Raw genomic sequence first — 19,882 nt, 5'->3', positions numbered from 1 at the left:
GTGCCCACCTAAGATTCGGAGCCGCGGAGTGGTCCGAGAGGCTCGTACTCCGGTGCGTCAGCGCCGCCGCTGGGAGGACGAAATGAGCAGGGTTCGCAGGCAGTTGCGTACAAGAGCCGTAGGGGCGATATCGGCCGTCGCCGCGGTCGGCCTCATCGCCGGATGCGGCGGTAGCGGCGGAACCGGGGGGACCGGCGGAGGCGTCAAGGACGGGAAGGTCACCATCACCATGGGCCTCTTCGGCGTCATGGGCTTCAAGGAGACCGAACTGCTCGACCGGTACATGAAGGAGAACCCGAACGTCACCGTCAAGGCGGAGGTGGCCGGGGACGAGCAGACGTACTACACCGCCCTGCAGACCCATCTGGCGGCCGGCAGTGGCCTGAAGGACATCCAGGGCATCGAGCTCGGACGCGCCAAGGAGATCGTGGACACCCAGGCCGACAAGTTCGTCGACCTGTCCGGCATTGCCGGTATCGACCACTTCCTCCCCTGGAAGCTCAGCCAGGTCACCACCCCGGACGACAAGGTCCTCGGTCTCGGCACGGACATCGGCCCCATGGCCGTCTGCTACCGCAAGGACCTCTTCGAGAAGGCGGGCCTGCCCACCGACCGCGACGAGGTCGCCAAGCTGTGGGAGGGCGACTGGGCGAAGTACGTGAAGACCGGCGAGAAGTTCAAGGCCGGGAACAAGGACGGCAAGGTCGCCTACCTGGACAGCGCCAGCGGTCTGTTCAACGCGATGATCTACGGCAACTCCCAGCAGTTCTACGACAAGAGCGGGGAGCTGATCTACAAGGACAACCCCGTCGTCACCGAAGCCTGGGACCTGGCCTCGAAGGCCGCCACGAGCGGGCTGACCGCCAAGCTGCGGCAGTTCCAGCCCGGCTGGGACCCGGGCCTGGCCAACAGCACCTTCGCCACGACGGTCTGCCCCGCCTGGATGCTCGCCCACATCAGCGAGAAGGCAGGTCCGGAGAACAAGGGCAAGTGGGACGTCGCCAAGGCCCCGAAGGGCGCCAACTGGGGCGGATCCTTCCTCGGCGTCACGGAACAGAGCCCGGTCAAGGAAGAAGCGAAGAAGCTGATCGCGTGGCTGACCGCGCCGGAGCAGCAGGCCTACCTGTTCCAGGAGCTCGGCAACTTCCCGTCCTCGCAGGAGGCCCTGAAGGCACCCGAAGTGGTCAACGCGAAGTCCGAGTACTTCAGCGACGCGCCCATCGGTGAGATCTTCGGCGCCGGGGCCCAGGAGATCCCCGACGAGCAGGTCCTCGGCCGCAAGGACGGCACGATCAAGGACATCTTCTCCCAGGGGCTGACGCTGATCGAGTCGCAGAACCAGAGCCCGGACAAGGCATGGAAGACCACGGACGAGCGCATCGAGAAGGCCGTCGGCTGACTCCCGGCCGACCTCCGGTCGATTCACCGGCTCTGGGTTGATTCACCGGCTTTCGGTTGATTCACCGGCTCTTGGTTGATCCCCGGTGCCCCGGCGACCGGCCGACCGCCGCGCGACCCGTGCGGTGGTCGGCCCGTCCGTCGCCGGCGCCGCAGCCCCATCCATGTCTCGAGAAGGATCCCTTTCCGGTGGCCACTTCCACCTTGACGTCCGAGCAACCCCGGGGGCCCCGGCCCCGACGGCAGCGCAGTGCGCTGCTGCACCGCCTGGACCTGCGCGGCGCGCCCTACGCCTTCGTCGCCCCGTTCTTCGTCGTCTTCGCGGCCTTCAGCTTCTACCCGCTGATCTACACGGCCTGGATCTCCCTCCACCACGTCGAGCTGGCCTCCATGAACCTGATGGAGTGGGTGGCGCTCGACAACTACACGGCCCTGTGGGAGGACGAGCGCTTCTGGAACGCGCTGGCCAACACCTTCACCATCGGTGTGATCTCCACCGTTCCGCAGCTGCTGATGGCGCTTGGCCTGGCCCATCTCCTCAACTACCGCCTGCGCGGCTCGACGTTCTTCCGGGTCGCCGCCCTCACGCCGTACGCGACCTCGGTCGGCGCCGCGGCGCTCGTCTTCACCATGCTCTTCGAGCGTGACTTCGGCATGATCAACTGGCTGCTGAGCGTCGTGGGCGTCGACAACGTCGACTGGGAGAACAACAAGTGGGCCGCGCAGACGGCCATCTCCACCATCGTGATCTGGCGCTGGACCGGCTACAACGCCCTGCTCTACCTGGCGGCCATGCAGGCCATTCCGCGCGACCGTTACGAGGCGGCCGCCATCGATGGCGCCTCGCGCTGGCAGCAGTTCCGCTCGGTGACCGTCCCCGGCATCCGCTCGACGATCGTCTTCACCATCGTGCTGTCCACGATCGGCGCCACCCAGCTCTTCGGCGAGCCGCTGATCTTCGGGCAGGGTCCGAACGGCATCACCGGCGGAGCGGGCAACCAGTACCAGACGCTCGGTCTGCTGCTGTACGAGGAGGGCTGGAAGAACTACCAGATGGGGCGCGCGGCCACCGTCGCATGGGTGATGTTCCTGCTGCTGATCCTCGTCTTCGTCCTCCAGCGCGTCGTCAAGCGCCTGCGATCCCGCACGTCGTCCTGACCAGGAGCAGCCAGCCATGACCACCGACAGCCTCCCGGTCCCGGCGGACTCCCCCCGCCGGACCTCACACGACCACGACGGCGACCCCGGCCACCACCGCGAGCCGGGCCACCACCGCGGCCGCGGCCTCGCGCCCGGCGGGCGGCCCCGCTTCCGGTTCCCGCTGCGGATGCTGCGGCAAGGGGCCGGACGTCAGCACCACGCGGGCCCCTTCACCTACATCCTGCTCATCGTCGCAGCGGTGCTGTCGCTCTTCCCCCTCTACTGGACGATGGTGGCGGCGTCGAGCGACAACACCCGCGTGACCCAGACACCGCCGCCCTTCCTGCCCGGCCCGCATCTCTTCGAGAACCTCGGGAAGGCGTGGCAGGACGCGGCGCTCGGCAAGGCCATGGCCAACAGCCTGATCGTGGCCGGTGTCATCGCCCTGTCCACCGTGCTGTTCGCCACCCTGGCCGGCTTCGCCTTCGCCAAGCTGCGCTTCAAGGGGCGCAACGCCCTGCTCATGCTGGTCATCGGGACGATGATGGTGCCGCCGCAACTCGCGGTCGTACCGCTGTTCATGATGATGACGGACCTGGGCTGGGGCCAGAAGCTGCCCGCCGTCATCTTCCCCACCCTGGTCAGCGCGGTCGGCGTGTTCTTCATGCGGCAGTACCTGTCCGAGGCGCTGCCCGACGAACTCGTCGAGGCGGGCCGGGTGGACGGTGCGCACTCGCTCCGGATCTTCTGGAGCATCGTGCTGCCGATCGCCAGGCCCGCGATGGCGGTGCTCTTCATGATCACGTTCGTGCACGCCTGGAACGACTTCTTCTGGCCCTTCATCGTGCTCGACATGACCAATCCGACGGTCCCCGTCGCCCTCACACAGCTCAGCGCGGGCTATGTCCGCGACCAGTCACTGATCATGGCGGGCGCCCTGCTCGGCACGCTCCCGCTGCTGGCGATGTTCATCGTCTTCGGCCGCCAGATCGTCGGCGGCATCATGCAGGGAGCGGTCAAGGGCTGAACGCGCCCTCCTCTCCCCTCACACCCCCCTCTCCCTGGAAGGACCTACGTGGCCACCGCAACCGGACGCGTCGCGCCCGCCCCCGAAACCGCTGCCGCCCGCGCCTTCCCGCCGGGCTTCACCTGGGGGACGGCGACCGCCGCGTACCAGATCGAAGGCGCCGCCGCCCTGGACGGCCGAACCCCCTCCATCTGGGACACCTACGCCCGTACACCCGGCAAGGTCCGCAACGGCGACACCGGTGACATCGCCACCGACCATTACCACCGCTGGCGCGAGGACGTCGCCATCATGGCCGACCTCGGTGTGAGCGCCTACCGGTTCTCCCTGGCCTGGCCACGCGTCCAGCCGACCGGCCGCGGCCCCTCTCTCCAGAAGGGACTGGACTTCTACCGCCGGCTCACGGACGAGCTGCTCGACAGGAACATCCAGCCCCTGGCCACGCTCTACCACTGGGACCTCCCCCAGGAGCTGGAGGACGCGGGAGGCTGGCCCGAGCGCGCCACCGCCGACCGCTTCGCCGAGTACGCGGGCCTGGCCGCCGAGGCGCTGGGCGACCGGGTGCGGACCTGGACCACGCTCAACGAGCCCTGGTGCAGCGCCTTCCTCGGCTACGCGTCCGGCGTCCACGCCCCCGGCCGCACCGACCCGGTCGCCGCCCTGCGTGCCGCGCACCACCTCAACCTCGGCCACGGCAAGGCCGTCCAGGCGCTGCGCTCCGCACTGCCCTCCGACGCCCTGGTCGCCATCACGCTCAACGTCCACCACGTACGGCCCCTCACCGGCAACGCGCAGGACGCTGACGCGGCGCGCCGGATCGACGCCCTGGCCAACCGGGTCTTCACCGGCCCTCTGCTGCACGGCGAGTACCCGGCCGATCTCCTGCGGGACACGGCGCGCCTGACCGACTGGTCCTTCGTACGCGACGGCGACACCGAGGTGATCCGGCAGCCGCTGGACTTCCTGGGCGTCAACTACTACACGCCGACCGTGGTCTCGGCCGCCACCGGCGACGCCGGCCACAACTCCGACGGCCACGGCAAGAGCGCGCACAGCCCCTGGCCGGGCGCCGACAACGTGGCCTTCCACCTGCCCCCGGGCGACACCACCGCCATGGGCTGGGCGGTGGACCCGAGCGGCCTGTACGACCTGCTGCTCCGGCTGGGGCGCGACTTCCCCGACCTGCCGCTGATGATCACGGAGAACGGCGCGGCGTTCGACGACTACGTCAGCCCGGAGGGCGAGGTGCGCGACCCGGACCGGATCGCGTATATGCGCGGCCACCTCACCGCCGTGCACCGCGCGATCGAGGCGGGCGTCGACGTCCGCGGCTACTTCCTGTGGTCCCTGCTCGACAACTTCGAATGGGGATACGGCTACAGCAAGCGCTTCGGCGCGGTCTACGTCGACTACCCGACCGGCAAGCGCATCCCGAAGGCCAGCGCGCACTGGTACTCGAAGGTGGCGCGCACGGGCACGCTCGACGGCTGAACGGCCGCTGAGCGCCTCCGGCGAAGTCCGGTGCTGACCCGGGGGCGGTTCCCGGCGGGTACGTTCCCACTCCGCGCCCCCGGCCCCCGGTCGGCCTCGGCCCGGCCAGGGTCGACGGGGATACATACCCGCGGGTGGGCCGGGCGTCGCCGGTCGCATGACACCGTGAGCCGCACCGGAGTCACGCCGTGGGCACCGGCGTCGGCCGGCGCCGGTGCCCACGGCGTGACGTCTGCCGGCGATCGGGCACCTGGGCCGTGATGCGGCGGTCGTGCAGCTCCCATACGGCGTCGAGTGCGGATGTGCCGGCCGCCGAAGCAGCCGCGGACGATGTGCGGCTGGCATTGTCGCCGGTGGAAGAACCGGTGGGTCTCGGCGGCGAGTTGAGCCTGATCGCGGGCCGGCCGTGCCTCGGAAGGCTCCGTTTGAGGTCGGCGTTGACCGGCTCGCCGGGGTTCAGCACCGGCTCAGGGCCTACGGCCGATGAAGGCGAGCAAGCGAGTCTGTACGTCGGCGCTTTCGGGTACCTCGACCCGTGGTCCGTACTGGCCGCTGTTGCGGAGCACGTCGTCCAGCGGAAGCATCCCTTCGAGCAACTGGGCGCACCTGCCGGGGTCGAGGCGCTCGTCCTGGCCGGTGGCCCGCGCCAGGTCCCAGGTGTGCATGAAGACATCGGCGGTGTAGAACCGGTCGACCGCCTGGTCCAGCGGGACCTCTCCGATGTGAGGATTCGACAGCATTCTCTGTGCCGTGGCCGGATCATCGAGGAGGGCCTGCACGCCGTCGCTGTGCACCGTCCAGGCCGCCACCGGGTCATCGTCCACCGACGGTCCTTTCGGCAGTTCGACTCCGGCGCCGGCCTTCAGGAAGTCCGGGAACCACTCGACAAGGTGGCGCACCACATCCCGGGCGACCCACCCCTCGCACGGCGCTGGGTTGTCCCATGCCCCGGGACGCACTCCGCGCACGCGGTCCGTGAAGACCCCTGCGACGGTGCGGTGCTCATCGGTTGCCCTCGTCATGATCTCAAGCCTTCCGTTTCGGTACGCCGGTCGGCGTTGCCGCTCTGGCGGCGGCTGAGCAACTCGTCAAGCCGCTCATGGCCTTCCCGGACGCCGCGCTGCATGCCGCTCTTGATCATCGAGTCGCGGGCCTCGATGGAGTCCATAAGGGATTTGGTGGTGACCCGCGTGCGACTGCCGAGGGCCTCGAAGGCGGTTGTCTCCAGGCTGACGCCGTCCGGGAAGCCGTCGTAGGCGAAGGTCTGCACGATGCGCTCGTTGAGGCGTACCTCGTGGAACACGCCGCGGAAGCCGTACTCCGTCCCGTCGTCCTCGCGATGCACATAGCGGTACGACCCACCGCTGCACGTCTCGTACTTGTCGATCCGCATGGTGAGCCGACGCGGGCCGAGCCACTGGACGACCAGGTCGGGATCGGTGTACGCCCGGAACACGCGATCCGGCGAAGCGTCGAACTCCCGGATGATGACGATGGTGGGCAGAGCCGGATCGGCCACGATCTGGGTCTCGTGCCGGCCGTTCGCCTTCGTGGTGCTCATGATGCCGCCTCGTTCGTCGGGGTGCCCGCCACCGGCTGTTCCGCCGTCTGCTCGAGGACGGCATCGAGCAGACGGAAACGGTCCTCCGCCTCACGCCGGTAACGTTCGATCCATTTCGTCATCAGGTCGAAGACTTCTGCCTCAAGGCGGCAGGGCCGCCGCTGGGCGTCCCTGCCGCGACTGACCAGACCGGCGTCTTCCAGGACCCTGATGTGCTTGGACACGGCCTGCACGGTCACGTCGTACGGCTCGGCCAGTTCATTGACCGTGGCATCCCCGGCGGCCAGCCTGGCCACGATGTCGCGCCGGGTCGGGTCGGCCAGAGCGGAGAACACCCGGGACAGCCGGTCGTCGGCCATCTCGCACCTCGCATCTTCAACCAATCGGTTGAATAACCGTACGGCCGAGCTCACGGCGTTGTCAACCGACTGGTTGAATAGCGGCCGACACGGCCGGACGGCTACGGTCGCCGCCCGAGATGCACACCTGAGTGGGCGTCAAGTCCGTTCACCTGCCACTGCTGGGCCTGGATCAACCGCTTCCAGCAGCCGGCACCAGGATGTGTGCAGTGCGGCCGGCGTCCGCCACAGCCGGTCGGTATCGAGGCGGCCTCGGTTGAGGGCTTCGCACAGGGCGCCGTGCCCGCGGCGGTGCCCGGCCGGCAGCGTCAGGTCCACCGGTCTTCTCACCGGCCCGTCCGCGCACAGCAACGCGTCGGTGAGCTCGAACAGTTCGGAGCGAAGGATCAGGCGAAGGCCGTGTTCACGTCCCGGGAATCCCCGTTCGGGTGATCATGTTCGAGGTCGGCAGGACCGGGCGTTTGAAGTTGGCCCTACCGTCTGATCTATCGGCATCGCCCCCTGGTCCGGATACTGGGGGCATGGGATTCGCCGTCTTCATGACCTTGCCCGGACTGGTCATCCTGCTCACCGTCCTGGCGTTCGCAGATCAGCTGCTTCTCCGTGCCGGGCGGGCCGGACTGCTGCCATGGCGGAACAGCGTCCGGCAGGGCCAGATATCGGCGACCGGGTTTGAGCAGCTCCACGCGAGCTTTTCGCCCGGGAAGCAGAACGAACTGAAGGAGCGGCAGTCGGCACTGGTGATGCGGGACGACGAGGAAGACGGGGCGCCACCGAACCGGACAACGGTAGACCTGGAGGGAGGGACCGCGGTCGTCCGGATGCCGCAGGCCTGTCAGTAGAAGGCCACCCATCACAGTCAGACCTTGAAGGACAAGCTCAGGTCTCGGCAGCCAGGCGCACCCCCAGCCCGACCAAGAGCGCCCCGGAGACCTGTTCCGTCCGGCGCCGAACGGACCGCCGCTGAAGCACTTCTCCGACACTGTGGCAGGAAGGACACGGCGAACACGCCGGCCTTCGGATTGGCGAAGTTGGTGACGAGGCCCTGCCAGCACGCCCGCCGAAGCGACACCGCGGCTGTTTCCGCTGGTCCCTGATCCGGCTGTCCAGCTCCCCTCGCCTGCCACAAGGCACGCGCTCCCATCCACACCAGCACCGCGGCGCCGGCAATCCGGATGACGTCGTAGGCGACCTGCGAGGCCAGCAGCAGGGCGGAGAGACCGAAGGCCGCGGCGAGGCCCCACAGCAGCACCCCGCACTCGTTACCCAGGACCGTGGCCATACCGGTCCTCCGGCCGTTCACCACCGCTCGGCGCAGGATCACGACTGTGCTTGGCCCTGGAACCATGGCGACCAGGAAGGCCGCACCGACGAACGCAACGACGGAAGTCATCATCGGGGCAGCACCGCCAAGCACGTTGATGCGCCACAAGGCTCTTGTCGGCCCAGCTGCGGACGTGTTCCGCAGATCGTCCGCCGAGGCGAAGCCACGGTCGGGCTCACGCCGCAGAGAAGGCGCGTAATCGGATGGACACGGCTCGGTACGGTGGCTGATGATCTCCGGCATGATCCGGGCCGCCACTGTGGACGACATCGCGGAGATCCGCGCGATGATCCGCGAACTCGCTGAGTACGAACGGGCTGCTGAGCAGGCCCGAGCAACCGAGGAGCAGCTCCGCGACGCGCTGTTCGGAGAACATCCCGCTGCTTCCGCACTGATCGCGGAGGACGACGAGACGGGGCAGGCCGTGGGCTACGCCCTGTGGTTCCCCCGCTTCTCGACCTGGACCGGCACGCGCGGCATGCACCTGGAGGACCTCTACGTACGGTCGCACGCCCGAGGTGGAGGACACGGCAAGGCTCTGCTCGCCTTCCTGGCCGCGATCTGTCAACAGAACGGCTACGAGCGCTTCGAGTGGTGGGTCCTGGCCTGGAACGAACCGACGATCGACTTCTACAAGTCGCTCGGCGTGGAGCTGCTGAACGAGTGGACGGTATGCCGGCTGAGCGGTGAACCACTCAAGGAACTCGCTGCCCGGGCCCCGGCAGTCCTCAACCAGACCCCGGCCCTGTAGGACGGAGGGTCGTGCAACCTCCTGTCGCAGCCGTGATCGAAGCCCACCGGACACTGGAGAGGCTCGTGGCCGGACTGAGCGACCAGCAGGTCGCCGAGGCCTCCGCCCTTCCGGGTTGGTCACGCGGCCACGTCCTCGCGCATCTCACCGACAACGCGAGAATGTTCGCCCGTCTCGCGGAACATGCCCTGCGCGGTGAACTCGTAGCGGGCTACGACAGCGGGGTCGACGAGCGCAACGCGATCATCGAGGCGACGGCTGGCCGCAGCGCAGCCGAGCACCGCGCTCAGCTCGCCGCGCACACGGCCGGGCTGGAGGCATCCTGGGCACGCGCCACCGGCGTGGACTGGGGCCGTCCGGTGACGTTCCGCAACGCCGACCTTGCCGCCACGGTCTTCGCACGCTGGCGCGAGGCATGGATCCACATGGTCGATCTGGAACTCGGCGTGCGGCCGGACGACTGGCCCGAGGACCTGGCCGCACACGCCATCGACTTCCTCCTCGGCCGCCTTCCGGCAGGCACACGCGTCCGTGCCGAGGACGTGGGCCGCCAGTGGTCCGTCGGCGACGGGCCGCCGGGCACGGTGGTTGGCGGAGGCGTGCGCGACCTGGCGGCCTGGCTGGCCGGACGTACGCCCGTTGTGTCACCGGTGGCGGCGCAGGAGTTGCCTGCTCTCGAGCCCTGGCCGCCCCACCCTCCACAGCGCCTGGACCGCCTGTGACCTCGTCACCGGGCAGGATGTGGGGCGCGCCGATCTCGGCCCGAGCGGCGGAAGGAATTGCCCGCATCGCCCCGTAACCGCGTGCCCGTGGCCAGCCGACAGCCGGATTCCGTTCTCGAAAGGAAGGAACGCCATGCGTGCCGACATTGTTTGGTGGGACCTGTCCGCCTCCGGACAGACCATCGAGTCCATGCGTGAGTACCTGCGTGAGGAATCCGTCACCGCGTTCTCCGAAGTGCCCGGGCTTCGCTTCAAGATGTGGCTCTCCGATCCGGACACCAACCGGTGGGGAGCCGTTCTGCTGTGGGAGTCGGAAGAGGCGTCCCAGCAGGCGCTGCCCAGCCGGGCGCTCGAACTCATCGGCTACCCACCGCAGGTCGCGCACGGGTTCGACGTGGAGGCCACGACCGAAGGTCGATACGAAACGCAACGACTCGCCCTGCAAGGGCTGGCCTTCACCGAAACGACGCAGAGGAAATCCAGCTGACGGGCAATCAGCGGGGATGGCAGCTCCTGGTCCTCCGCTTGTTTCGCCGCGTCCACGGCTCACGCGTACCTAGGACAACGTCACGCCCTCAATGCGCTCAGAGTCGTCGTGATTGCAGGCGGCCCCGAATTGCTGATGGCGAGGCGTCAGCGCAGTGCAACCGCGCCCGCGTGGACGGCACGCATGGCCCGCTCGACAGTCTCCTGACTTTCGCCGACCGGAGCCACGTAGTCGATGACGGCGCGCGCGGCGCCCTCGCCGAGCATTCGGGTGATCACCCACGTGGCGAGATACTGGGACGCCAGACAACCGCCCGCCGTGGCGATGTTCCCCTCGGCGTGGAACGGCGCGTCCAGCACGGTGACGCCGCAGGCTTCGACAAAGGGTCGGCTCTTCATGTCCGTACAGGCCGGCATGGCGCCCAGCAACCCGAGCCGGGCGAGCACCAGCGCGCCCGAGCACTGCGCACCGATCAGCTGTCGCGAAGGGTCGAGCGGCAGCAGTTTCGAGATCAGCCGGTCGTCGGCGACCACTTCTCGCGCCTTCACCCCGCTGCCGATCAGCACGACGTCGGCTTCGGTCACGAACTCCATCGGGCGCTGCCCGGTCACCTCGACGCCGTTCATCGACGTGACCACGGGCGTCGGCGTCGTGACGAAGGCTTCCAAGTTGTCCTTACGGCACCGGTTGATCAGTGCGGAAGCGATGAAGCTGTCGAGCTCGTTGAACCCGTCGAAGGTGACCACGGCGACCTGCATCACAACTCCTCCAAGCACGGCATCAGAAGTCCGCAGTTTCCCCGGCGCGCCGTTCCCGGTCGAGAGCCAATCAGCGGCTGGTGGCATGCCCATCGACGCTCTGCGTTTCGAGTCGTCCGAGGACCGTCCGCTGCGGCCGTAGACGTGGCCGTAGACGTGGCAGAACGCCCGTCGGCGGCCTGCGGCATGGCAGGCCGGTGACCTGGGCGAGGTCCAGGACACCGCGAAGGCTCAGGCATCTTGAGCACCGTGCGAGCCTGGAGCATGAGCGATGTCCCGATCTACTCAGCGCCCGTCGGACCCACCACGGGGGCTTCCCAGCGGCTCCAGGCGGGGATGTCTTCGCGGGCTTCGAGCCACGCGGCCGGGACCCCACCCGTGCCGGTTCGGGCCGCGACGACACCTCCCGCGATCGCGCAGGTGGTGTCGCGGTCGCCCCACGCGCCAGCGGTCTGCCACAACGCCTCGCCCAGGTCGTTCAGATGTCCCGCGGCCGACCACAGGGCGAACGGAACCGTGTCCAGGGCCGATATCAATGCTCCCGAGCCCAGCACGGACGCTGCGTGGCGAACCGACGTACGGTCGGAGAAGTTCGCGGCCACCAACAGTCGGGAGCGGACGTCGCTGTCCGGCACGTGGTCGGCGACCTCCTTCAGGAACTCCGCGCGGGGCGGGGCATCTGGACCCCCGTCGGCAGCTGCCAGCGCTGCGGCAACTGCCACGGCCACGGCGCCGGCGACTGCCTCGGGATGAGCGTGAGTCGTCAGCGCGGACAGCCGGGCCTGCTCGCCGGCAGCCGCCAGATCGTCCCGGAACCATGCCCCGAGAGGGGCGACCCGCATCGCGGCGCCGTTGCCGTGGGAGCCCTGTCCGCCGAACTGCGCCGTGGTCACGGCCCGCCAGTGCCCGCCCTCACGAATGCTCCGGAGTACACCGTGCATCGACGGCCCATACTTGCGCCCCGGGTCCCGGTCGTACTCGGCGGCGAACTCAACTGCCAGGGCATCCGGGCGGATCTCTCCGTGGGTCATCAGGTGAGCGAACAGGACGAAGGCCATGGCGGAATCGTCCGTCCACGACCACGGCTCCGGACGCAGGACCCGCGCAGCCCAGAGCTCCTCGGCGTTCTCGTCAGAGCGCGTGAACCAGCCGTCACCGAACGCATCGCCCATCACAAGGCCGTCCAGGCTGGCATGGGCGCGCTGCTGACTGATCATCGGAAAGCTCCTCTGAACGATTCGGTGGCCAGGGCATTCTCGTCGCAGGCCGGCCACCCATGCGACTGCATTGCCGATCGGCAGCGAATCCCCGGCGACAGCGTGCATGCCGCGTTGGGCATGCTCAGCCCGGCGGAGTACGAACTCCCCACCCCACCGGTAGCGTGACACCAGGCAACTCGACTCCGTTCGACTCGGGACCGTCCGGAGCCTCCGTCAGACCCGGAGCGATTCATCGGCCGAATGCCGTCTGTTCACGGGTGGGTGAACGCCAATAGCGTGTGCGGCCTTCGCGCTCTGGGGGGTCTCGTGAACGGTCTCCGTGCGGTCATTGTCTGCCTTGTGATCGCGTGTGCCGCGGTGGTGTCGCCGGCCGCGGCTGTGACGCCGAGTTGGTCGGCTCTGCCGGTGCCTGCGGCGGCCCCGCCGGTGACCGTGTCCGATCTCGCCGCCCGCGGGCCGGGCGAGGCGTGGGCGACCGGGTACGAGCACGCCGCCGATGGACTGCGGCCGATGTTGTACCGGTGGGACGGCACGGCGTGGAGCCGGGACACCACCTTCCCCGGCGCCGGTGAGCTGGGCTGGCTCGGCGAGGTGCAGTTCGTCGGCGAGGAGGTGTGGATCTTCCACAACCGCGTGGGGGTGGGGGAGATCCTGCGCCGGTCGTCGGGAAGGTGGAGCGCCGTCCCGCTGCCGCAGACCCTGTGGACCTACCAGGACTTCACCGCGGTACCGGGTGCCGCGTGGGTGGTCGGCGAGGACGACACCGGACTGAAGGTGTTGCACTACGACGGTTCCGGCTGGACCACCCAGTCCACCCCGGACGGTGTGCTGTTCCTGATGGGGATCACCGCGCGTACCGCCACCGACGCCTGGGCCTGGGCGGACACCAGCACCGGGACCACCGTCCTGCACTGGGACGGCAGGGCGTGGCGGGACGCGAAGGTGGCGCTGCCGCCGAACAGCAACGTGCACACGGTCTTGCTCGAACCGTCCGGCCGGGTCACGATCGGCGGCAGCCAGTACACCGACGGCGTGGCCCGCACCTATCTGGTGACCTTCAACGGGCACGCCTGGCGCACCACTTACCCACCGCTGGGCGACACCCACACCGAGGCCATGGTGCGCGGCCCGGACGGCGCGCTGTGGCTGCCGGTGCGCAGCGACCGCGCATTCCAGTCGAAGTACGCACGGGTGGACGGCTTGCGCACCACCTTCTCCTACGGCCCGGAGCGCACGAACGCGATCGACGTCAAACCGCGTGCGCTGGCGAAGGCCGGGTTCTCACTGCTGTCCTTCGGGACCGTCGAGATCTACGGCTCGAAACCGAACCTGATGAGCGAGCGGCTGGGAGGCTGACCATGGCACGCCGACTTCTCGTCGCAGCCCTCGCCGTCGTCATGACGATCATAACGATCATAACGATCATGACCAGCATGGCGTCGGCCTCGGCCGCGGCCGAAACCCTGTCTTGGCAACACGTTCCGGTCCCGGCACAGGTACGCCCGCAGGCCGGGCTGAACGAGGCCGTGGCGTTCGGACCGGACCGGGCGTGGGCGGTGGGTGCCGACGCCGTCGGTCGCGAGGCGCCGGGCTTTCCGCTGGTGCTGCGCTGGGACGGAACCGCCTGGCAGCGCCAGAGTCTCCCCGGGATCGGCTGGCAGGGAGAGCTGCTGTCCATCGCCGCGACCTCGCCGACCGCGGTCTGGGCGGTCGGCCGTGACTCGGCGGGCGGCGCCCACCTGCTCCGCTTCGACGGCATCGCCTGGTACGAGAGCCGGCCGCCGCGCGGTGTCCTGCTGACCAAAGTCGTCGCCGGCGGCGGTGAGACCTGGCTGATCGGTTCGCGGGACGGCGCACAGGTATTGCTGCGCTGGGACGGGCGCGGCTGGCGGGACGTGCCGGTGCCGCCGGGATCCGTGTACGGCCTGCACATCCTGGCGGCCGACGACGTCTGGGCCGCGGGCGCCACCGACTCGGGTGCGGCCGTGTCGCACTGGGACGGGCAGGCGTGGCAGCAGACGATCGTGCACGGGTTCCCGCGGTCGGCCGTGGGCAGTGTGCTGGCGGTCTCCCCGACGGAGGTGTGGGCGGGTGGCACGGCCGGGTTCGTCGGCGGCCCGGTGGGCCGGCCGATTCCGCCGCTGCTGGTCCGCTGGGACGGGCAGGCGTGGAGCCGGGTGACCGTGCCGGCCGACTTCGGCTCGATCAGCTCACTGGCGCCTACCTCATCCGGCGCACTGGGCTGGGTCTCGGTGGCCCGCTCCCAGAAGTGGGGCCCGCCGGGCAGCTATCCGCCGTTTGTCCCCGGGCCGGATTTCCTTGCCTGGAACGGGCAGTCGTTCACCGAGTACAGCGAACCGGCGGTGGCCGGGGAGGGTGACTCCTCGGTGCTGCGGCTGACGCCGGTGCCGGGCACGACGACAGTGTGGTCGGTCGGCCGCGCCGACGGCCCCGAGGGCACCTTCGCCCCCCGTATCCTGCGATTCGGCTGAGAAGACGAACGCTTTCGCGGCGGCTGGGTCGCCCGGGGGGCGGCGTCGAACAGGTAAGCGGCGACGAACGACGTGCCGACGTACTCGGGTGTGGCGGCGGAGAACAGCGGCCGGACCCGGTGCCCGTTGTGGTCGTGGATGTCGAGCATCCCGCCCTGCGTGCGTGCCGACGGGCGCGTGCATGGTGGCTCCTTCGGGATCGGGCCGCCCCGGGAGCTCCGGTCGGCCGCCTGTGGAAAGGTGCCAGGGGCCGTGGTCGTCCCCTGGTGAGGCCTTGATGGCTCAGACGGTGGTGCGCGAACCTCGCCGACGTCGCGCAGGTCGTCAGCGCAGCGCGTCGGGAAGGGTGCGTTGCGCGACCTCTTCCCGGACCTTCTTCTCCCGCCCTCAACCACCGTCCACGCCCGCCCGGCCCCCAACGATCACGTTCGGAAAGCGGAAGCCATCCGAGACCTCACACAAGCGCTGGTCGACTGCGCTCAGCGATCCCATGAGGAGTCAACATGATCACAGTGCTACAAATTCGTTCAGCCATTGCACTGGATGAGCAGGAATGAAAGTAAAAAATGTTCATCTCTCTACCTATTCGCCAGTCCGCCCGCCTCTCCCCTGCGAATGAGCCCGTAATGAAGTACCCTCGCTGCTCTTGAAGGGGGTTTCGTCGCTTCAGCTCTTTTATGGCGACGTTGCAAAATCGAAAGCATTGTCCTTTTCTGCAGGGGGGAGTGAAGAGGACGTGAGAGGTCTGCGCGCCGGTGACCCGTCACAGCTAGGGCGGTTCACCATGCTGGCCGTGCTGGGGGCCGGTGGTATGGCGACTGTGTACCTCGCGAACGCGAGCGGACCACGAACTGCGGATTCGATGCTGGCCGTCGTGAAAGTACTGCGGAGTGACCTGTCTTCGGACGAGTACGTACGACGCCTGTTTCGCCGAGAAATCGAAGCCCTGAGTGAGATGGACGCTGAGGGGACGCTGCGGCTCCTCGACTGCGATCCGGATAGCGTGCCACCGTGGTTCGCGACTGAGTACGTATCCGGAATGGACCTGCGAACGCTGGTTTCCGACCATGGTCCGCTCAACACGAAGGCGGTCCTTCGCCTGGCTGCCGAGATCGCTCCCATCCTGGTGCGCCTGCAGACCCACAACATCGTGCATCGGGATCTCAAGCCGTCGAACATCCTCGTCCTCAGCGCGGCAGACGGCTCCATACGGCTCATCGACTTCGGAGTCTCTCGCAGACTGGACCAAACTCGAACCTGGCCGACCATGAGGGTCGGCACGGACGCGTTCATGGCGCCTGAGCAGACATACGGCGGAGCAGGACACCCCAGTGACATGTTCGCCCTCGGTCTGACGCTCGTGTACGCCGCCACCGGTGCCGAGATGGAACGGCCCGACCTCGAAGAGGCCCTGGTGGGCCGCCCACCTCGGTTCCCCGCAGATGCCTTCAACCGCCTGCACGCTTCCCTGCGCGACCTTGTGGTGGAGTGCACCCGGCCGGACCCCGCTCACCGCATCACCGCGCAGCAACTCCTCATCAGGCTCGCGGACCACGGTGTGCACCCACGCGAGAGCAAGACCCGCAGGGCAACATGGCTGCCGAACACCGCCCGGAGCCAAGTGCTCAAGCACGCGGAGCACACGAAGGCGTTCATGCCCGCGCAGTGGGACGGGCGGACAGGGCGGACCCGAGCCTCCAGTGACACGGACAGGCCTGAGGTCAGGTGGGTCCACGAACTCAGCGGACGCGCCTACTTCACTTCCCCGGTCGACGTCACTGAGGGCATCGCCGTCTGCTCCCTGGACGGCTCTGTCTGGCTGCTGGACGCCACCGACGGCAGGATCCTGTGGAAGCGTGACCTCGGAGCCCGCATCGAATGCACGCCCGCGGCAGGGCACGGCATGCTCTATGTCCCCTGTTCCGATCGCACCCTGCTGGCTCTGGACACCACCGACGGATCCTTGCGATGGAGTTATACCGCCGGCGACAGCTGTGTCTTCACCCCGGTCGTAGCGGGCAACAGAGTGCTGGTGGGCGCACGGGACGGGGCGGTCCACTGTCTCTCCGCCCGTACCGGCTCACCCTTCTGGGTCAGCGACCGCGGGAACGGTCCGGTCTTCGACCCCCCTACCGTGGCGGTGGACCGGGTGTACGTTTCGGGCTGGCAAGGAAAACTCCAGTCCCTGACGGTGCACGACGGGTCCGGGGCGATGGGACTGCCGCAACTGCAGGACCTCGTGGGTGCCCCGGCCGGACACGTCGGCACACTCTTCCTCGCCAGCCGGACGGGCACCCTGTGCGCAATCGACACACGCACCGGACGCGAACGGTGGCGCTCGGCCGGCAGGGCAGCCGCCTGCACCGGACCTGTCCTCGGCCAGGGCATGCTCTACGTGGGCACTGTGGGCGGCACATTGTGGGCCCATGAAGCGCGCACCGGTGTCGCAAAGTGGCACCTGGCCACGAGCGGGCGCCTCAGGTGTGTTCCTGTGCACGACAGCGGCACCCTGTATGTCGGTTCCGACGACGCACTGACCGCGGTCGACGCCCTGACCGGTGAGGTGCACTGGACGCATCGCACCGACGGGACCATGCACGCGCCGCCGCTCGTCGCGCGCGGCCACGCATACATCGGCACATGGAACTGCACTGTCCAAGCCCTGAATCTCCCGGGGTCTGCCGCGCCATGACCTGCCCCAGGCACGGCCACGACCGCATCGAGGTGCCGCGGGCCGCCCAGGGGTGAGCAGTGGGCAAGGAATGTCAACAGCCGTATGGGGGCGCACACATGAGAGAACTCGGGGGGTTCAGTCTCCGACACCTGGTGGGCCGGGGAACGCTCGGCGACACCTATCTGGGACTCGGGCAGGACGGAACGCATATGGCCGTGAAAGAACTGCATGCAGGCTGGGGACAGCCTCGTGCGGCTGGAAGGCGGGTACAGGAGGTCCTCAGCCACTTCCATCAGGTACACGCAACGGGTGACTCACCCGGAGCCCGCCACGCGATACCTGCCAAGGGCGGATATGACCGTGTTGCCGGCCGCGCCTGGGTCGCGACTTCCTGGCTGAGCGACGGCCCCTCATCCAACGGTGCCAGGAATTCCGCTGTTTCCTTGACCACTGCTGTGGCCATCCGCCCGCTTCCGGCTGAGGCCGCTCTGTACCTGCTGTGGCAACTCGCGGGCCTGACGCAGCGCCTGCACTCTCAGGGGCTCACGCTTTCCGGCCTGAAGCCGTCCAATCTCTTCCTCACCACCGACCAGGCGGTTGTGGTCGACGTGCACCTGGCGCTGTCGCTGCGCGGTCTCCTCCACGTTCCCGACAGCCGCGCAGATACCGATCCACGTCCGTCCTTCTTGTGGGCCGACGCGAGCTGGCTGCCACCGGAACTTCGCAGAGCGGACGCCCCGGTGCGGGCATCCAGCAGCGTCTACGCGGTGGGCGCGATCACTGCCTACGCCTGCACCGGCGCGGCTCTTTTTCCCGCCATTGACCTCATCGACGCCCTGATGCAGAGCAGAACCGCCCGGCAACCAGCTGAGGCGACCATCGCCCACTGGGCGGCAACCCACGGCAACGCGGGCGCCAAGCTGCACAAGGCGGTATCGCAATCGATTCGGCACCGGCCTTGGTCACGGCCGGGAGCCAAGCGGTTGAGGCGGCTCACCGTTTCGCCTCTCTGGGGCAACCACCGCCTTGGCCTGTACCGCGCGGCCTGGCGTGAGTACGTGCAGGCGGTGCTGGCGCGTCAGAACATGCCCGGCGAGGTCACCGCCCTGAACGCAGGCCCCCATCGCCGCGAACTCGACACAGGTTCGCCTTCCTCAGCGAGCGAGGACGAGAGAAGTTCCGCCGCTCCGCCCGACCCGCGACCGAGCACCACGCGTGCCACCTCCGCTCATCAACCGCAAGACCGGACGGCCGGGGCCTCCGCCGAAAGCACGACCCCGGACACACGACCTCAGAGACCGAACGGGGCCCCACCCGCATCGGACACGCCACGAGCTCTGCCAGGCCCGACAGACGAGGAGGCCACTACCGACGATCAGCACGCACCTCTCGCCGACGACACACGCGTGCTCGTCAATTCACCGGCACGCACGTACACGGGCCGCACCGGCACCGACCAGGCATGGCAAGTGAAGTGGACGCGGGAAACCGGCGGCCCACTGCTGTCTCCGCCGATGCTCATGGACGGCCTGCTGGTGGTGACCTGCGGAAGCACCGCGCACCTGATCGACGCGACCACCGGCGGCCATGAGCGCAGCCTCGCACTGCGCGGCACCGCCGAGTCGGCCCCCGTCCCATGGGACGACCGGCTGTGGTGGGCCCTACGGGACGGCGGGCTGAACGGATACGACCTGCGTGGCCTGACGGACGAAACCCATCTGGAACTCGACGGCGATCCCGGCCGACACTCTCCCGTCACCGTGAACGATCTGCTGCTGATCGGAACAACCCACGGCCTGTTCTGGTTTCAGCACCCCCGGACCACCGACAGCAGGGCCGCGCACCGTCTCATCTGGCTGGACGAGCCTGTGGTCTCCCCTCTCGCCACCGACGGTGTCCAGGTCTGGGTTCCCACCGAACGCAGAGGCCTGATGGCGGTGCGGCCCGCCACCGGTGAGATCCGTAGTCCGCACCAGGCATGGGACGCGGCCGGATGCACGCCGACACCCACGACCGACGGTGTGTACATCGGGGACGCGCTGGGCACGGTCCACCATCTGGACCCCGAGGGGACTTCGCGTCGCCAGTGGGACGCATCGACATTCCCGATCACTGCGCCTCCCGTCACGTACGGCGATCTGCTGCTGGTCACCGACCATGCGGGCGCGGTCATCGCCCTGTCGATGGAGCAGTGGGACCAGAAGTGGCGCGCCGTCACCGACGGAGACGGGCGACGTGCTGTGACCGCGTTGGACGGAGTGGTGTACGTCTGCGGTGCACGCAGCGTGCGCCGTCTGGATGCGCGAACCGGCCGAGAACTCAAGCCTCTGACCCCGGACGGTCCGAGGCCCATGAACGTGACGGCCACTCCCGGCCGCCTCCACGTCAGCTTCGTCGACGGGCTCCTGAACACCTGGGGCCCTCCCGGCTGAGGTGACCACCGATCCGAAATCAACCTCCAGAGCAGAAGGGAACAAC

The 19,882-nt window shown here is 68.6% G+C and carries 18 protein-coding genes and 1 pseudogene; 12 read left to right on the top strand and 7 right to left on the bottom strand.

What is annotated here, in order from left to right; all coding sequences use genetic code 11:
- Window positions 1-82 precede the first annotated feature (82 nt).
- The 4 genes from JIX55_RS48245 (at window position 83) to JIX55_RS48230 (ending at window position 5,056) form a co-directional block, all read left to right on the top strand.
- Window positions 83-1,399, top strand: a complete 1,317-nt coding sequence (locus JIX55_RS48245) for an ABC transporter substrate-binding protein (protein WP_257561549.1) — start codon at window positions 83-85, stop codon at window positions 1,397-1,399.
- A gap of 188 nt (window positions 1,400-1,587) precedes the next feature.
- On the top strand, window positions 1,588-2,556 hold the full coding sequence (locus JIX55_RS48240) for a carbohydrate ABC transporter permease (protein ID WP_443046358.1): 969 nt from the start codon (window positions 1,588-1,590) through the stop codon (window positions 2,554-2,556).
- Between the two features lie 16 nt (window positions 2,557-2,572).
- On the top strand, window positions 2,573-3,565 hold the full coding sequence (locus tag JIX55_RS48235) for a carbohydrate ABC transporter permease (RefSeq protein WP_257561550.1): 993 nt from the start codon (window positions 2,573-2,575) through the stop codon (window positions 3,563-3,565).
- 48 nt (window positions 3,566-3,613) lie between these two features.
- A complete protein-coding gene (locus tag JIX55_RS48230) occupies window positions 3,614-5,056 on the top strand; it encodes a GH1 family beta-glucosidase (RefSeq protein WP_257561551.1) in 1,443 nt (480 codons plus the stop codon).
- Window positions 5,057-5,523: 467 nt separating this feature from the next.
- Here the strand turns inward: JIX55_RS48230 and JIX55_RS48220 are convergent, their stop codons facing one another.
- The 4 genes and pseudogenes from JIX55_RS48220 to JIX55_RS48205 all read right to left on the bottom strand — a co-directional run.
- Window positions 5,524-6,078 carry a TIGR03086 family metal-binding protein gene (locus JIX55_RS48220; RefSeq protein ID WP_257561552.1) on the bottom strand — a complete coding sequence of 185 codons (555 nt, stop codon included), beginning with the start codon at window positions 6,076-6,078 and terminating at the stop codon, window positions 5,524-5,526.
- The gene (locus tag JIX55_RS48215; RefSeq protein ID WP_257561553.1) at window positions 6,075-6,617 is read right to left on the bottom strand and encodes an SRPBCC family protein; all 543 of its coding nucleotides are present in this window, start codon (window positions 6,615-6,617) and stop codon (window positions 6,075-6,077) included. Before JIX55_RS48215 ends, JIX55_RS48220 begins: the two co-directional genes overlap by 4 nt.
- Entirely contained in the window at window positions 6,614-6,976 is a 363-nt protein-coding gene (locus JIX55_RS48210) for an ArsR/SmtB family transcription factor (protein ID WP_257561554.1), read from the bottom strand. The genes JIX55_RS48215 and JIX55_RS48210 overlap by 4 nt, the downstream gene beginning before the upstream one ends.
- A 171-nt stretch (window positions 6,977-7,147) precedes the next feature.
- Window positions 7,148-7,366, bottom strand: a pseudogene (locus JIX55_RS48205) (NF041680 family putative transposase); the annotation flags it as partial.
- A gap of 131 nt (window positions 7,367-7,497) precedes the next feature.
- Between JIX55_RS48205 and JIX55_RS48200 the strand changes: the two are divergent.
- The gene (locus JIX55_RS48200; RefSeq protein WP_257561555.1) at window positions 7,498-7,818 is read left to right on the top strand and encodes a DUF6191 domain-containing protein; all 321 of its coding nucleotides are present in this window, start codon (window positions 7,498-7,500) and stop codon (window positions 7,816-7,818) included.
- Window positions 7,819-7,835: 17 nt separating this feature from the next.
- On the opposite strand, the gene JIX55_RS48195 is transcribed toward JIX55_RS48200, so the two are convergent.
- Complete coding sequence (locus JIX55_RS48195) at window positions 7,836-8,543, bottom strand: LysE family translocator (protein WP_306819972.1); 708 nt, start codon at window positions 8,541-8,543, stop codon at window positions 7,836-7,838.
- On the opposite strand from JIX55_RS48195, the gene JIX55_RS48190 reads away from it, so the two are divergent.
- The 3 genes from JIX55_RS48190 to JIX55_RS48180 all read left to right on the top strand — a co-directional run bounded on the left by JIX55_RS48190 (window position 8,542) and on the right by JIX55_RS48180 (window position 10,260).
- Entirely contained in the window at window positions 8,542-9,051 is a 510-nt protein-coding gene (locus tag JIX55_RS48190) for a GNAT family N-acetyltransferase (RefSeq protein ID WP_257561556.1), read from the top strand. The genes JIX55_RS48195 and JIX55_RS48190 overlap by 2 nt on opposite strands.
- Window positions 9,052-9,116: 65 nt before the next feature.
- Window positions 9,117-9,773, top strand: coding sequence for a maleylpyruvate isomerase family mycothiol-dependent enzyme (locus JIX55_RS48185; protein ID WP_257561557.1), 657 nt, complete (start codon window positions 9,117-9,119; stop codon window positions 9,771-9,773).
- Window positions 9,774-9,906: 133 nt separating this feature from the next.
- Window positions 9,907-10,260, top strand: coding sequence for a YdhR family protein (locus tag JIX55_RS48180; protein ID WP_257561558.1), 354 nt, complete (start codon window positions 9,907-9,909; stop codon window positions 10,258-10,260).
- A 146-nt stretch (window positions 10,261-10,406) separates the two neighbouring features.
- Here JIX55_RS48180 and JIX55_RS48175 read toward each other — a convergent pair whose 3' ends face one another.
- Together JIX55_RS48175 and JIX55_RS48170 are read right to left on the bottom strand one after the other, a co-directional pair.
- Window positions 10,407-11,018, bottom strand: coding sequence for a DJ-1/PfpI family protein (locus tag JIX55_RS48175; RefSeq protein WP_257561559.1), 612 nt, complete (start codon window positions 11,016-11,018; stop codon window positions 10,407-10,409).
- 281 nt (window positions 11,019-11,299) lie between these two features.
- Window positions 11,300-12,235 carry an ADP-ribosylglycohydrolase family protein gene (locus JIX55_RS48170; protein WP_257561560.1) on the bottom strand — a complete coding sequence of 312 codons (936 nt, stop codon included), beginning with the start codon at window positions 12,233-12,235 and terminating at the stop codon, window positions 11,300-11,302.
- A gap of 309 nt (window positions 12,236-12,544) precedes the next feature.
- Between JIX55_RS48170 and JIX55_RS48165 the strand changes: the two genes are divergently transcribed.
- From JIX55_RS48165 to JIX55_RS48150, 4 genes are all read left to right on the top strand, one after another.
- Window positions 12,545-13,594, top strand: a complete 1,050-nt coding sequence (locus JIX55_RS48165; RefSeq protein WP_257561561.1) for a hypothetical protein — start codon at window positions 12,545-12,547, stop codon at window positions 13,592-13,594.
- A 2-nt stretch (window positions 13,595-13,596) separates the two neighbouring features.
- Complete coding sequence (locus JIX55_RS48160) at window positions 13,597-14,730, top strand: hypothetical protein (RefSeq protein WP_306819974.1); 1,134 nt, start codon at window positions 13,597-13,599, stop codon at window positions 14,728-14,730.
- Window positions 14,731-15,376: 646 nt separating this feature from the next.
- A complete protein-coding gene (locus JIX55_RS48155; protein WP_257561563.1) occupies window positions 15,377-17,422 on the top strand; it encodes an outer membrane protein assembly factor BamB family protein in 2,046 nt (681 codons plus the stop codon).
- Between the two features lie 1,388 nt (window positions 17,423-18,810).
- Window positions 18,811-19,836, top strand: a complete 1,026-nt coding sequence (locus JIX55_RS48150) for an outer membrane protein assembly factor BamB family protein (RefSeq protein ID WP_257561564.1) — start codon at window positions 18,811-18,813, stop codon at window positions 19,834-19,836.
- Window positions 19,837-19,882: the final 46 nt, after the last annotated feature.

The organism is Streptomyces sp. DSM 40750 (assembly GCF_024612035.1).
Classification (GTDB): Bacteria; Actinomycetota; Actinomycetes; order Streptomycetales; family Streptomycetaceae; genus Streptomyces.
This window is presented reverse-complemented; position numbering and strand designations above follow the sequence as displayed.